Origin of the sequence: Treponema sp. OMZ 838, from assembly GCF_000775995.1 — a bacterium.
Taxonomy (GTDB): Bacteria; Spirochaetota; Spirochaetia; order Treponematales; family Treponemataceae; genus Treponema.
Genome location: NZ_CP009227.1, coordinates 1,440,204 through 1,453,827 on the forward strand (window position 1 = coordinate 1,440,204; position 13,624 = coordinate 1,453,827).

Below are 13,624 nucleotides of genomic sequence, written 5' to 3' on the forward strand. Positions count from 1 at the left end.
CAAAATGGGCTGGAGCTACTGGTGTGATTGGAGAATCTGTAATTCCTACTGTTATAGATATGTATGGTTCACTAAACCAAAAGTCAGCGTTGAGGTAGATTATGCGTCCTGTTCGTAAATTTTTTATCACATTGCTGATTTACTTTGGTTCTGCATTTTTGACTATTGCAGTAGCTTTTTTTATTAATAGTTATTTCCCATGGCTTGATAAATATGAAATTGTTTTAACAATCGAATTTAGTATTATTTGGAGTATTTTTGTTTCTATATTTATGATACTTGTTAAGATGGATTGATTATTTTGCGTGAAATAGATCGTAAAAAGATGAAGCATACAATGCGATGTCTAAAAAACACTCTCTTTCTCACAAAACGAGTTACGGTCGTATGTGGGAAAACGGTGCCTTTTGAAAAGAGCTTGTTCCCCAGTGTACATCCTTGTACACTGGGGAACGACGAGATTTGTGGTATCCACAAATCTCGCTTCTGTTTAGTTTCACTGACATCCGTGTCCGTTTTGAAACTACAAGGAGACAGGAAAAAAATTAACCGCAGGCACGGTAAAAAATGTACCTCCTTGTACATTTTTTACCTACGTGTTTGCAGAACAAACACGCTACTGACGTGAACCACCGCCATCCGTGGCGGTTCTGATACGGTGAGGATTTTAGGAGCGGCATGGATGCCGCTGGTTTAAACAGAAGCGATGTTTCGGCTTCGACCGAAACTTGCCGTCAAAAGCGTACACGGAAGTACGCTTTTGACAGTGCGACGAAGTAGACGGCGTGTATATTTTCAAAAGGTGGAGATGGATGAAGAAACCGGGCCGTATTATTACGGCGCGCGCTACCTTGACCCGAAGTATTCAAGGTGGCTGAGTGGCGACCCGGTACTGGGAGATTACATACCCAAAGCTCCGATAGATGACGAGGCGAAGAAGCATAACGAAAACCTGCCGGGTATGGGTGGTATATACAACACAGTCAATTTGCACCTGTACCACTACGCGGGCATCGGGCAGCGAAGTGATAGCGAGCTTCAAGCCAATAATCCGGTGAAGTATACGGATCCGGATGGGAGAGAGACAACCGTAATGATTATTCATGCAAATACTGGATGGGAAAAGTTTGTCAGTGGTTCTCATGTTGCTGTCCATTTTAGCAACCCAGGTGTTGATAAATATAATTATCAAATTGGTCAAACATTATATGATCCCTCTGGTTCTTATCAAGCAAAAGATGAATTTGGATGTTTATATAGATCTTCCAGTGGTGTTTTCTCAGGAGAATCATCAGGAGATCTAAAAGCCTATATAGATTCTGTTTTAGATAGACAAAATGGTGAGTATATAGTTGCTTATACGATTAATACAACTCCTGAACAAGAAAAAGCGATGGTTGAATCTGCAATGGAGTTAGGTGATGGGGATGGCTTTTCTTGTGCAAGTCATACATCTGAGGTATTAGAAAAATTGGATTTTAAGGAAGTTATGACTCCAGGCGGTTTAGAGAAACAATTAAAGAACTCAAAGGTGGTTGAAAATATTAAAGTATTTTCTAAAGATGGTACTTCGATAATTTACTCAAAACCAAAAAAATATTGTAGAGTAAATATAGAATAGGTATTGGATTTCAATCATTAGTATTTTTTTAAGGAGGAATGATAAAATAGGTCAACAAACAAACGGTACTGTGATAAGTTGAAGTAATTCAGCAGAGAGCAGGTAGAAGTTCGTCGTGTCTAGTAGAGGCAAAGACCTCTGGTAAGGAGGATATTATGATAAAAAGATCGATAAAAGTAAAAATTCTCTCTGGGTTTCTCATAATTTTGTATGTTGTATTATTTATGCTTTTAGTTTCATTGCTGCAATATACATATAATAATCGGTTTTGGAATATTATAGTTATTTCATTTGTGTTTAATGTCTTACTTATACTAAGCTTCTATAAAATGCGACATCATTTTATCTTATTGACTTTATTATTAAATATTCTATTCGGTTCTTTGTTCTTTGTTAGTGGAAATATTAATTTACTAAAAATTTCAACATTTATTGAACAATGTAACCTAGTTTTATTTTATATAGTACAATATTTGATTATACCTAATTGGATATTGCCTATTTTATTCTTTATAAATAAAAAAGGTAAAGAGGAATATGATTCTGTCTAAAAAATATAATGCACATGATAGTATGCTTTAAAAGAGGATAGAGTAAGATGTTAATATATACTGAAGCTTGTACTGTTTTTTTTATCAGATAAGAAAAATATGCTTTCCTATATTGCAAATTAAAGAGAAGATATTCTTTTAAACATGAATTGGAGGTCTAAAAGCTGATGCTTCTGTTGGACCAAAAATAGAGTTTAAGTTTGCTGCTGGAGTTGGTGGATCTATCGGGTTTGAATTTAGAAAAATTGAGGAGTAATAAAAGAAATATATGAAGAAAGTAGGAATATGTATTATTATACTAACTATAATATTTGTAATTATTGCTAATATGGATAAATATTATGCTAGTGAAAACTTGATTTTTGATACTACAGATATTATTAATGGTAATTATTATTTAACTGCTAAAGAAAATATGGAAAATATTCAGGTATCTGCTTTACAGTGGTATTATACTAATATTGTAGTTACTATTTTATTGGTGTTATGGATTCTGACAGGACTGCTATTTTTATATGTAATGGCACGCTATGTATTGCCTTATTTGTGGTATAAAAAGTATGATCATATTTTTGATGGATCTTAATTTTGTATGTATGCGTTATACTAAGAAAATAATTTCAGGCTATGAAAACAAAATTTTGTTTTTATTCACAGCTTAATTATTCTCACCCCCGGACAGCGATTGAAGCAAAAATCCTTTTTGCTGCGCGTGTAACGCAAACGCGGTTTTTGGAGCGAGAGCGGAAAAACACCGCTTAAATAAAACAGTAGCGGCAAAAAGATTGGAGCGGTATGGTGCAGCGGAGCCGCCAGGCGTAGCTTCGAAGCAAGCGCGGTGCCGATACTTGTGTATCTTTATATTGTAATAATAGTACACAAGTATCGGCAGTCCGCCAAAGAAAGATGCATATTAAAAGGTTTTTGGGTAAATCCATGAAAGTAGATAGCAAATTAAAAGAACAAATTAATGATATACTTTCAGAATGGAATCCTTTAGATGTACCTGCTTTTATAGCTAGTGAGGAATATATGAATTATGTTGACTCAGTCATTGATATAGGTCGAAATATAAATGCGTTACGGAGATATTTCCTTAGCCTTATTATTGATCGATTAGGGTTAGAATATGACCCATCAAATTTAAAACAAATAAATAGCATAGAGAATGTAATAGAAAAGGTTATGAATGCTTTACCGGAACGAGGAGAAAAAACTTTATGATGAGACAGGTGAAGAGTTGTGAATTCATAAACCAGATAAGTATCATCCAAAAATGCATTAGTATAAGGCCTTTATATTTTTTTTCATATGAATGGCATGCATCTGAAGAACTCCCTTCTATTTTTTTACGAGGTTTTTGTTATTTTTATGTGATAAAGCTTATACCGTATAGGTAATGCTGATGGATTCTGTTTTTCCAAAGAGGTTTTATACAAAAAAGTTCACCGAATATAAAGGGTGTAAAGTTTCCTGAATTTAGAGTATACCATCAAAACAAGGTAAAATATGTAAAAATAAATGCAAATATTTATAGGAACTGTTGGGATATAATAGGCAAGCAATAATGATGACGTTAACGATGAGTGTATATCTGAAGTAAAAAATGTTTTCAATGTGATAGCTTATCATTTTTTTGTACTTTACTTTTAAAAGAAAATTCATTATGCTGTGCTTCGGTATTCTAAAGTTGCACTAAGTAAACAATTGCGCACGGCTAGAATATCCGAAATTTTCTTTTATTTTTTTAGGAGGATGGGATTATGAAAAAATCCGTTTTCGTATTATCGCTTCTTTTTTTGACAAGTGTTCTTTCGTTTGCCTCCGGTGCTGCCGATACTACGGCTACCAGTGCTGGAACTGATGTCAAAATTGACTTTAGAATGAACATTGCCAAGCAGGATTATGACTCCAATTATTTTAATTGGACGCTCGGAAAGCAAGAGACGGTGCAGGATAAATTCGATGCCGTTTCAGGAGCCAGTTTGAAGGGCTCGACAAAAGGATTTAATGTTGTCCGCTATGCAGGCAATGCCGCAGATAAGAAAGCTGCGATTCCGGCAGCGCTGCGCAGTTTGTTTTTGTTCCCACTTTCCGATTGGAAATTCGTCGAAGGATACGGACTCCAAGTAACAAACACCGACGGTGCGTTTACAATACGTTTTGCCCGTAAAACAACCGCCTATGAATTGAAAACCGATAACAAAGGAAATTTTAACATCCTGACCGGTGCAAAAATTGCAAAAGATATTACGGAAAAGACCGATACCGGTTATGTCATCAAGTCCGAATACCTTAAAGCCGGTGGTGATCTGGCAAAAATGTCCGATTTGGATTGGGATAAACTGCCGTTGAAAGCCGACACTTTTGCTTCCGATGCGGCCTATCATTATGAAGGATCACTGAAATTTGCGTTAAAGGATAACGTGTTAACAGTTAACGGCACATTAAACCGTAAATAAGTGATGGATGCCTGAATAATCGAACAAAATCAAACAAAAAAGCCTCTTCAAGCAATCGCTTGAGAGGCTTTTGGGTATATTTAAAAATTCGCTTGATTTATAGAGTGTTCTCTTTTTTACTCCGAATAAAGACCGATGCCGTGTATCTTTTTGCGGCGGTACCGTACTAAGACTTTGGGATCACGTTTGCAGAGATCGGCTAGGTCGTGCAGGATTTGTGCGCGTATTTTGTCCGCCGCTTTTTGCGGATCGGTATGGGCGCCGTCTACCGGCTCTTCAATAACGCCGTTAATCAGTTTAAGTCCGAGTACCTCGCGGCTGGTAATTTTCAGCATCGCGGCGGCATCCTTCGCCTTGCTTGAATCCCGCAAAAGGATAGATGCACAGCCTTCCGGCGAGATAACCGAGAAAATCGCATTCTCCAGCATATACACCTTATCTCCGACCCCGATGCCGAGCGCACCGCCTGAGCCGCCTTCTCCAATGACAAAGCAGATAACCGGAGTTTTCACGCGGCTGAGTTCACGTAAGTTTACTGCAATGGCTTCGGCGATACCGCGCTCCTCCGAACCAAGCCCCGGATATGCCCCCTGTGTGTCAACAAAAGTGATAATCGGGCGGTGGAATTTTTCCGCCTGCTTAATCAGTCTGAGTGCCTTTCGGTAGCCTTCGGGGTTTGCCATACCGCCGTTCCGGTCGATGGTTTCCCGCAAGTTCCGCCCCTTCTGGTTACCGATAACCGTTACCGGTATTCCGTTGATAAAGGCGATGCCGCCTATCAATGCAGGGTCGTCGCCGAAGCAGCGGTCGCCGTGCAGCTCGATGAAGTTATCAAAGATCATATCGATATAATCGAGGGCGCGCGGGCGGTCGTTGTGCCGGGCGAGTTCAATCTTTCGCCATACTTGCGAAATTGCAGAACTTGCTTGCAGCTTTTCGGTTATTGTTTTTAACTCGGTGGTAATGTCGAGTCCGTATTTATCCGCAATATCGCGCAGTCCGATTAAAAGCTCGGTCTGATCGGTTTTTATTTCGTTTTCTTTACTCATGTTACTTCCTTTCCTTGCCGAACGGGGGATTCATGTGTGCATCGATCATCACGGCAAAAAAGTGTTTTTGCTCGATGCGCGGCACAATGCAGTCAACAAAGCCTTTTTTAAGCTGGAATTCTGCCCGCTGAAAACCTTCCGGCAGCTGCTGGTGGATAGTGCCTTCGATAACACGCGGCCCTGCAAATCCGATAAGCGCATTGGGTTCCGCCGCGATAACATCGCCCAGCATCGCAAAACTTGCCGTAACGCCGCCCGTTGTGGGGTCGCAGAGCATCAAAAAGAGGGGAACGCCCTTGTCGTCAAGCTCCGCCGCCGCGCTTGAGGTTTTCGCCATCTGCATCAGCGAGAAAAGGCCTTCCTGCATACGCGCGCCGCCCGACGTTGCGTAGATAATCACCGGTATCCGTTCCGCTGCGCCTTTTACCATAAGCCGGGAAATTTTCTCCCCGACAACCGAACCCATAGAACCGCCGAGAAAGTCGAAGGACATAACGCCCAACAGCGCATCCCTGCCTTCGATTTTGCATTTGCCGGTAACAACGGCTTCGTTTATGGCAGTCTTTGCTTCCGCAGCGGATATTTTTTCTTCATACCCTGCCATCTGAATAGGATTCATCGTTCGCAAGGTTGGATTAAGTTCTTCAAACGTGTCTTTGTCGGCAAGATAGGCAATCCGCTCTGATACATCCATTCGGAGATGATATCCGCAGTCGGGGCACACCATCAAACGCTTTAAAAGCACTTCTCGTTCATATTGTGTTTTACAATGAGGACATTCCATTATTTTTCTCCCTCAAATAATTGTGCATAGAGACTGGTGCCGAAAGTTCCCGATTGGAATTGAGCTGACCGTAAAATCGTCTTTTGCTCTTCGATATTGGTTTGGATACCTTCGATGTGCAGCTCATCCAGCGCACACAGCAGCTTTTTGATGGTCTGTGCCCGATCCGCTCCGTGTACAATCAGCTTGGCAGTCATCGAATCGTAGAAAGGCACCACCTTGTAGCCCTGATATAAAAATCCATCAAACCGGACGCCGTTTCCGCCGGGTACCCGCAAGTTTGTAATCAAACCGGGGGTGCGTGCATTGATACGGGCTTCGATTGCCCAACCCTTTACCGGCACCACGCCGTCAGGGAGTGTCATCTTGCCTCCCGTACACACGGTAATCTGCTCACGGATAATGTCGGTGCCGGTTACCATCTCGGAGACGGGGTGTTCAACCTGCACACGCGCGTTGACTTCCATAAAATAAAACTGCTCGCCGGAAACGAGAAACTCGATGGTACCCGCTCCGCAATAGTTGAGCGAAGAAAAAAGCTTTTTGGCGCCGGAGCACATCGCATCGAACATCGCATCGCTCACCGCCTGAGATGGGCTTTCTTCTATCAGCTTTTGATGATTCCGCTGTACCGAGCAGTCCCGCTCGCCGAGAATTGCAACACCGCCTGCGCCGTCGCCGATAACCTGCAGCTCAACGTGCCGCGGGTCGCTCAGGTATTTTTCGATGTACACCGTACCGTCGGCGAAATTCGCTTCCGCCTCCGAAGATGCGATGGCGAGGTTTTCAGCTAAATCGGCTTCTTTCCAGACAATGCGCATTCCCTTGCCGCCGCCGCCTGAGGCTGCCTTGATGATAACTGGATACCCGCATTCTTTCGCGGTTTCCGCCGCTTGTTCTTTGGTTGTAATCGCGCCCTTAGAGCCGGGTGTAATCGGCAGTCCGCTTTTTTGAGCAGTCTCCCGCGCTCTTACCTTATCGCCGAGCATTTCGATAGTGTCGGGTTTCGGCCCAATCCAGAACATACCGGATTTTTCTACCTCACGTGCAAAATCCGCGTTTTCCGAAAGGAAGCCGACACCGGGGTGTACGGCATCACAACCGGTGCAGAGTGCGGCGGTAATCAGCGCATCCTTGTTCAAATAACTTTTGGCGGATGGAGCCGGTCCGATACACACTGCATGATCGGCGAGTAGCACATGCAGGCATTCTTTATCGGCAGTTGAATACACGGCGACCGTTTCAATGCCCATTTCGCGGCAGGCGCGGATAACGCGGACGGCAATTTCACCGCGGTTTGCAATCAGCATTTTCCGTATCATACTTAGATCCTGATTATAAAGAGCGGCTGGTCAAACTCAACCAAATCACCGTTTGCCGCAAGAATTTCTTCGATTGTCCCATCGTATTCGCATTCAAGGGTGTTCATCATCTTCATCGCTTCGAGGATGCAGAGCGGCTGTCCTTTTGAAACCTTGGAACCCTTTTCCACATACGCAGGCGCGTCAGGGGAGGGTGAGCGGTAGAATGAACCGACGATGGGGCTTTTTACCGTTACGAGGTTCGCATCAGCGCCGGATGCAGTGCCGGCCGCTGTGCCTACGGAATTAGCGCCTGCCGGATTGCTTCCTGCCCCAGCCGGCATTCCCGTTGCAGCCGCGGGGAGAACCGCCCCCGCGCCCATGGTTCCTGCCGCTGCATATCCGCCTGCGTCCGCTCCGGTAACAGGCTGCATCGGCACATTGTGCAGTGCAAACGGTACGGCAGTCTGCATATTTTGATACGCAGCTTCTTTTTTGAGCGTCAGCTCCGCTTCGCCTTCCTTTATATGGAGCAGCACTGCCGAGCTCTTTTCAAATTTGTCAAAGACATTCAAAATAAATTTTTCGTTCATGTTCTTACTCTGTGTTTATGCCGATACTTCTTTGCTTCAATGCGTCGGAAGCAGATATATAACCGATACAACCGGTGCGGCTTTGCAAAGAAGTAACAGGTCTTATATCCGGTCGAACCGGTCAATCTCGGCATCATAATCGATGCCGGCAATATCAAATCCGTTAATCGCCAAAAAGTCGTGCCGGTATTCGTCTACATCGGTACGCTCGCGGCTGGTCTCGTCGGTAACGGTTGCCATAATCGCGGCAACGGCGGACTGCACCGCTTCGTCCAACTCCCAGTCGTCGATGCGGATACGGTGTTCGCTATCCGTCGGGATGACCCCGTCCGCCGTGTATAGGCGGCTGTCAAAAAGTCGATTGATCTGTTCGATACAGCCCTCGTGGGTGCCTTTCTCCTTCATCACCTTAAAAAGGCTTGCCAAATAGAGCGGAATAACCGGAATAACGGCGCTTGCACGGGTTACCAATCCTTTGTTAACCGACACAAATGCCTGCCCTTTTAAGGCCGCGAGCTTGGTGTTCAGCGTATGGGCGGTGGCTTCCAAGTGTTCCTTAGCCTTGCCGATGGTGCCCTTGCGGTACAGCGCCTGCGTGGCTTCCGGCCCAATGTAGGAATACGCAACGGTGATACATCCTTGTGCAAGCAGATCCGCAGCGCCGAGCTTTTCTATCCAACGCTGCCAATCCTCACCGCCCATAACCTTTACGGTAGCGAAGGCTTCTTCGTCGCTCGCCGGTTCTGCGGTGATTTCCGTCAGTGCACCGGTGAACGGATCGAGGGTTTTGCCGGTAAACGGCTTTCCGAAGGGCTTGAGCGCCGAGCGGTAGGTAACGCCGGTATCGGGGTCGGTACGCACGGAACTTGCCACGCTATAGACAATCAAATCAAACTTCATGCCGCGCTTTTTGGCCTCATCGATAACCTGTTCTTTGATGGTATCGGAGAATGCATCGCCGTCGATGGTAACGGATACAAGCCCCGCTTCTTTTGCAGCGGTATCAACCGTTAAGTTGTTGTACCAACCGGGCGTTCCCCATTTTTTTTCGGAACCGGCTTTTTCATACGATACGCCGATGGTTGCAGCTCCGTATCCGAATGCTGCCGTAATGCGGCTTGCTAGTCCGTATCCGCCGGAACAGCCGACTACTAAAACGTTTTTCGGTACAGCCGTACCCGCCGGATGGGTAGCAGCTCTCTTTTTTGTATACGCGATTTGATCTTCAACCGCTTTTTTACACCCTTGAGGATGCGCATTCAAACAGATATTGCTCCTCAACATCGGTTTCATACTCATTCTTTCTACTCCTTACCATATTAGTCATTTATAATGCATCATTACGCCATGATTGGCAATGCACGGTATACAAATTATTGATTGCCGGGCATCTCTAAAAATCTAACCGGGATTTTAGAGAACTCGATTGCTTAGTTTATCAGTTTTTACCGTTTGCCGATAGTACCTTTTCTCATACTTTTCAATCGTGGTTTTTTTCTTGACTGATAATACGATGTTTTATATAATAAAAGAATGAGTACTAAGTCATTTAAGGGGGGCTGTCACCCTCCAGAGCGGAAAGCAATTTCCGCCGAATCCGAAGTCTTGGCCGTCATGCCGTCTACAAAGATGGTATGGATTCCGGTTACCCAAGGCGGTGCTCCGAATACTCCGTTAGTAAAGGTTGGAGATACGGTTGTACGAGGTCAAAAAATAGCGGAAACGGACAAGTTTATGTCTGCGCCGGTACATGCTTCGATCTCCGGTACCGTAAAGAAAATAGAACCCCATCTCGTTACCGGTAATACGGACGCACTTTGTATTGCAATTCAAGCGGGCGAGGACACTTCCGAGTCTTTTATGGAACCGCTTGATCCCTTCACCTGCACAAAAGAGGACGCCCTTAAACGTATCCGCGAGGCCGGTATAACCGGTATGGGCGGCGCTTCATTCCCTGTACATGTTAAATTGAGTCCTCCTAAGGATGCAAAGATAGACTACATTTTAGGTAATGCCGCAGAATGTGAGCCGTATCTGTGCACCGACGCTGCTACGATGTACCATTCCGCTGAAACGATTATAGACGGAATGGCGATTATCATGCATGTTACCGGTGCCGACAAGGGGATTATTGCACTTGAGGATAACAAAACACACTTGGTTCCTGTGTTCGAAAAAGCGATTGCAAAAATAAAGCAAAATCCTGTCGGCCCGGGCGCTTACGACATTTCCGTTGAATTATGTAAAACAAAATATCCGCAGGGCGGAGAAAAAAATCTGACCTCCGCTGTTGTCGGCAGAGAAATACCCTCCGGTGGGCTTCCGTTTCAGGTCGGCTGTATCGTCCAGAATGTCGGAACAATGAAGGCGATTTCCGATGCGTTCCGTAAGGGAATGCCGTTAATCGACCGTCCGCTTACGATCGGCGGAGGAGCTTGTGAAAATCCGATAAATGCGATAGCGCCTATCGGTACCTGTATCGGCGACCTTATTCCCGAAGTAGTCCGCTTAAAACCCGGTGTTACAAAGATTATTTCCGGCGGCCCGATGATGGGCTTCGCGATGAAGAGCGCGGATTTCCCCGTACAAAAGAATACGTCAGGTGTTCTTTTCTTAACGCGCGAAGAAGTCAATCTTGATGAAGAAAGCCCCTGTATCGGATGCGGAAAATGTGTCACTCATTGTAGTTGCCAATTATCTCCCGTTCTGATGATCCGCGCATTAAAAGCGAATAAGCTTGACGAAGCAGTCCGCTGCGGTCTTATGGACTGCGTTGAATGCGGCATTTGTTCTTATGTGTGTCCGGCGCGTATAAAGCTCGTCCAACGGTTCAAGGTCGGAAAGCAGCTGTTGCGTGAAGCAAAGCAGAAAGAAGCGGCAAAAGCAGCCGCTGCGCAAGGAGGAAAATAGATTATGGCCGAATCAGACAAGAACGAAATTTATCTTTCCCCCGCGCCTCATATCGCGAGCCCCGTTACTACCCAAAAACTGATGATGCACGTACTGATTGCGCTTGCACCGCTTGCGCTGTACGGTATTTATCTGTATGGAGTATCGGCGCTCATCCGCATTATTGTTTCCGTAGGCGTTGCGGTCGGTTCCGAAGCGGCGTTCCGAAAAATTATGGGCAAGGATATCCGCGTAAAGGATTGTTCTGCTGCAGTAACCGGTTTACTGTTGGCGCTTGTTTTACCGCCGCTTATTCCTATTTGGATTGTGGTTGTTTCCGCAATTTTTGCTATTGTCGTAGCAAAAGAGTTTTTCGGCGGACTCGGCGCAAACCCGTTTAACCCCGCACTGGCAGGCCGCGCGTTTGCCTTTGTCAGTTTTTCACGTTTGATGACTTCATGGGTTGCTCCTCATCACGGTTTTGATGCCGTGAGTACGGCTACACCGCTTTCGTACCTTAAAATGTCGGAAGGCGGAGTTTCCACCGCAGCTGCAATCGCAGAGAAAATGGGGTTGTCTTCTTCAAGCGATGTATATCTTAAACTCTTTTTAGGAGATCACGGCGGCTGTATCGGTGAGTCGAGCGCTGTGCTCATCCTCATCGGTTTTGTCTACTTGCTGGTAACCCGCGTTATTGAATGGCAAATTCCCGTTTCCATGATAGTAACGGCTGTAGCGGTAACCGCACTTGCCGGTATCGATCCGCTGCTCACGCTGTTAAGCGGCGGTTTGTTGTTCGGCGCCGTCTTTATGGCTACCGATTATGCAACCTCTCCTGTAACCTTTAAAGGACAGATTATTTTCGGTGCGGGCTGCGGCTTACTTACCGCCTTGATGCGGCTCTTTGCCGGAATGCCGGAAGGCGTTATGTACAGTATTTTGATTATGAATTCTGTTGTTACGTTCTTAAATAAACTGATTCAGAAAAAATACGGATATGTAAAGCCCGTTAAGCCTGCCAAGGAGGGTGCAAAATGAAACAGATGATAAAATTATCCGTTACGTTGGCTCTCTATACTGTTGTGGCCTGCCTTGCGCTTGCGGCGGTTAACATGTTGACATCTCCCCGCATTCTTGCGGCAAAAGAGGCAAAAACAAAACTGGCGCTTCAAGCGATTTTCCCCGATGCGGATTCTTTCCGTCCCATCACCGAAGGAATGCCGAAATCGGTTGATAAGGTATCGTTCGGCGATGCCTTTCTTGCACTGAACGGAGATAAACCCGCAGGAGTTATCGTAACGGTGAGCGGCCATACGTATGATCAGGCAACCATTCTTACCGGTATTGATATGGAAGGAAAACTGAGGATGATTCAGTTTTTAGTATTAACCGATTCACCCGGTATCGGAACAAAAGCGAAGGATGAACCGTTCATCGGACAGTTCCGTAATAAGCCTATCTCCGACGCCTTTGCGCTGGGAAGCGATGTTCAGGCGATTGCCGGTGCGACGATTACCTCTACCGCTGTTACCCGCATGGTAAAAATTGCCGTCGATGCCGCTTCTTCATATATGAACAGCCAAGGTATCGGCAGCTCAGGCAGCGGAAATTAAGAGGAGAACGGCTATGAAAGAGTATGTACGCATTTTTACGAACGGGTTGGTAAAAGAAAACCCCCTCATTATGCTGATGATCGGGCTTTGTTCTGCACTTGCTATTACAACCTCGGTTGCGAACGGCATCGGAATGGGGCTTGCAATGACTTTTGTTATTGTATTGAGCGAAATGATTATCAGTATGTTCCGGAAATTTATTCCGAATGATATCCGTATTCCTATTTTTATTATTGTTATCGCATCGTTTACTACCATTGTAGACCTTTTGATGCAGGCCTTTTTACCGGAGCTTTCCGAATCGATGGGTATTTTTATTAAACTCATCGTTGTAAACTGTATTATCATGGGACGCGTCGAATCCTTTGCCTCGAAAGAGTCTCCATTAAAAGCGATGGCTGATGCCTTAGGTATGGGTTTGGGCTTTACATGGGTGCTGGTGGTTATGTCTGCCATCCGCGAACTGTTGGGAAGCGGTACCGTACTCGGTGTGCACCTTCTGCCGGACGATTACCTTATTAAGTTCTTTGCAAACTCTCCTGGAGGATTCTTTGTATTCGGGTTACTGATCGCTTTAACGTATTTGATACAAGATCAGCGGAAGCAGCGGAAAATACGGAAGGCAGCTGCGGTAAAAGAAGCAGCGTTGAAAGAAGCAGCCGCACTGAGGGAAGCTGAGCTGGCGAAAGAAGCTGCGCTCAAGGCGGAGACCGCACAAAAAGAAGCCGCATTAAAAGCTGAAACGGAAAAACAAGCTGCCA

Annotated in this window: 12 protein-coding genes and 2 pseudogenes; 9 read left to right on the plus strand and 5 right to left on the minus strand. The window is 45.1% G+C overall.

What is annotated here, in order from left to right; translation table 11 throughout:
- Nucleotides 1-793 precede the first annotated feature (793 nt).
- From QI63_RS13520 to QI63_RS06405, 5 genes and pseudogenes are all read left to right on the plus strand, one after another.
- Nucleotides 794-1,087, plus strand: a pseudogene (locus QI63_RS13520) (hypothetical protein); the annotation flags it as partial.
- Between the two features lie 1,353 nt (nucleotides 1,088-2,440).
- Nucleotides 2,441-2,758, plus strand: coding sequence for a hypothetical protein (locus tag QI63_RS06395; protein ID WP_044014864.1), 318 nt, complete (start codon nucleotides 2,441-2,443; stop codon nucleotides 2,756-2,758).
- Nucleotides 2,759-2,799: 41 nt separating this feature from the next.
- On the plus strand, nucleotides 2,800-2,934 hold the full coding sequence (locus QI63_RS13440) for a hypothetical protein (RefSeq protein WP_255347277.1): 135 nt from the start codon (nucleotides 2,800-2,802) through the stop codon (nucleotides 2,932-2,934).
- A gap of 174 nt (nucleotides 2,935-3,108) precedes the next feature.
- Nucleotides 3,109-3,396 carry a hypothetical protein gene (locus tag QI63_RS06400; protein WP_144389669.1) on the plus strand — a complete coding sequence of 96 codons (288 nt, stop codon included), beginning with the start codon at nucleotides 3,109-3,111 and terminating at the stop codon, nucleotides 3,394-3,396.
- A 539-nt stretch (nucleotides 3,397-3,935) separates the two neighbouring features.
- Complete coding sequence (locus tag QI63_RS06405) at nucleotides 3,936-4,634, plus strand: hypothetical protein (protein ID WP_044014867.1); 699 nt, start codon at nucleotides 3,936-3,938, stop codon at nucleotides 4,632-4,634.
- Between the two features lie 116 nt (nucleotides 4,635-4,750).
- Here the strand turns inward: QI63_RS06405 and QI63_RS06410 are convergent, their stop codons facing one another.
- The 5 genes from QI63_RS06410 to fabV form a co-directional block, all read right to left on the minus strand.
- Nucleotides 4,751-5,683 carry an acetyl-CoA carboxylase carboxyltransferase subunit alpha gene (locus QI63_RS06410; protein ID WP_044014869.1) on the minus strand — a complete coding sequence of 311 codons (933 nt, stop codon included), beginning with the start codon at nucleotides 5,681-5,683 and terminating at the stop codon, nucleotides 4,751-4,753.
- A 1-nt stretch (nucleotide 5,684) separates the two neighbouring features.
- Entirely contained in the window at nucleotides 5,685-6,467 is a 783-nt protein-coding gene (accD, locus tag QI63_RS06415; protein ID WP_044014870.1) for an acetyl-CoA carboxylase, carboxyltransferase subunit beta, read from the minus strand.
- Nucleotides 6,467-7,789, minus strand: a complete 1,323-nt coding sequence (locus QI63_RS06420) for an acetyl-CoA carboxylase biotin carboxylase subunit (RefSeq protein WP_044014872.1) — start codon at nucleotides 7,787-7,789, stop codon at nucleotides 6,467-6,469. Before QI63_RS06420 ends, accD begins: the two co-directional genes overlap by 1 nt.
- Nucleotides 7,790-7,791: 2 nt before the next feature.
- On the minus strand, nucleotides 7,792-8,361 hold the full coding sequence (gene accB, locus QI63_RS06425) for an acetyl-CoA carboxylase biotin carboxyl carrier protein (protein ID WP_044014874.1): 570 nt from the start codon (nucleotides 8,359-8,361) through the stop codon (nucleotides 7,792-7,794).
- A 102-nt stretch (nucleotides 8,362-8,463) separates the two neighbouring features.
- A complete protein-coding gene (fabV, locus tag QI63_RS06430; protein WP_044014876.1) occupies nucleotides 8,464-9,660 on the minus strand; it encodes an enoyl-ACP reductase FabV in 1,197 nt (398 codons plus the stop codon).
- A gap of 234 nt (nucleotides 9,661-9,894) precedes the next feature.
- On the opposite strand from fabV, the gene rsxC reads away from it, so the two are divergent.
- The 4 genes and pseudogenes from rsxC to rsxE form a co-directional block, all read left to right on the plus strand.
- Nucleotides 9,895-11,271, plus strand: a complete 1,377-nt coding sequence (rsxC, locus tag QI63_RS06435) for an electron transport complex subunit RsxC (protein ID WP_044014877.1) — start codon at nucleotides 9,895-9,897, stop codon at nucleotides 11,269-11,271.
- Nucleotides 11,272-11,274: 3 nt separating this feature from the next.
- Nucleotides 11,275-12,288, plus strand: a complete 1,014-nt coding sequence (locus QI63_RS06440; protein WP_044014879.1) for an RnfABCDGE type electron transport complex subunit D — start codon at nucleotides 11,275-11,277, stop codon at nucleotides 12,286-12,288.
- A complete protein-coding gene (locus QI63_RS06445) occupies nucleotides 12,285-12,863 on the plus strand; it encodes an RnfABCDGE type electron transport complex subunit G (RefSeq protein WP_016518511.1) in 579 nt (192 codons plus the stop codon). Before QI63_RS06440 ends, QI63_RS06445 begins: the two co-directional genes overlap by 4 nt.
- 13 nt (nucleotides 12,864-12,876) lie before the next feature.
- Nucleotides 12,877-13,542: pseudogene (gene rsxE, locus QI63_RS06450) on the plus strand (electron transport complex subunit RsxE); the annotation flags it as partial.
- Nucleotides 13,543-13,624 lie beyond the last annotated feature (82 nt).

Bases quoted from the DNA above. Each gene is read 5' to 3' on its own strand.
- QI63_RS06420 (WP_044014872.1), bottom strand. From the start codon at position 7,789: ATGATACGGAAAATGCTGATTGCAAACCGCGGTGAAATTGCCGTCCGC.
- QI63_RS06410 (WP_044014869.1), bottom strand. From the start codon at position 5,683: ATGAGTAAAGAAAACGAAATAAAAACCGATCAGACCGAGCTTTTAATC.
- accD (WP_044014870.1), bottom strand. From the start codon at position 6,467: ATGGAATGTCCTCATTGTAAAACACAATATGAACGAGAAGTGCTTTTA.
- QI63_RS06400 (WP_144389669.1), top strand. From the start codon at position 3,109: ATGAAAGTAGATAGCAAATTAAAAGAACAAATTAATGATATACTTTCA.
- accB (WP_044014874.1), bottom strand. From the start codon at position 8,361: ATGAACGAAAAATTTATTTTGAATGTCTTTGACAAATTTGAAAAGAGC.
- QI63_RS13440 (WP_255347277.1), top strand. From the start codon at position 2,800: ATGAAAACAAAATTTTGTTTTTATTCACAGCTTAATTATTCTCACCCC.
- QI63_RS06445 (WP_016518511.1), top strand. From the start codon at position 12,285: ATGAAACAGATGATAAAATTATCCGTTACGTTGGCTCTCTATACTGTT.
- QI63_RS06405 (WP_044014867.1), top strand. From the start codon at position 3,936: ATGAAAAAATCCGTTTTCGTATTATCGCTTCTTTTTTTGACAAGTGTT.
- rsxC (WP_044014877.1), top strand. From the start codon at position 9,895: ATGAGTACTAAGTCATTTAAGGGGGGCTGTCACCCTCCAGAGCGGAAA.
- fabV (WP_044014876.1), bottom strand. From the start codon at position 9,660: ATGAGTATGAAACCGATGTTGAGGAGCAATATCTGTTTGAATGCGCAT.
- QI63_RS06440 (WP_044014879.1), top strand. From the start codon at position 11,275: ATGGCCGAATCAGACAAGAACGAAATTTATCTTTCCCCCGCGCCTCAT.
- QI63_RS06395 (WP_044014864.1), top strand. From the start codon at position 2,441: ATGAAGAAAGTAGGAATATGTATTATTATACTAACTATAATATTTGTA.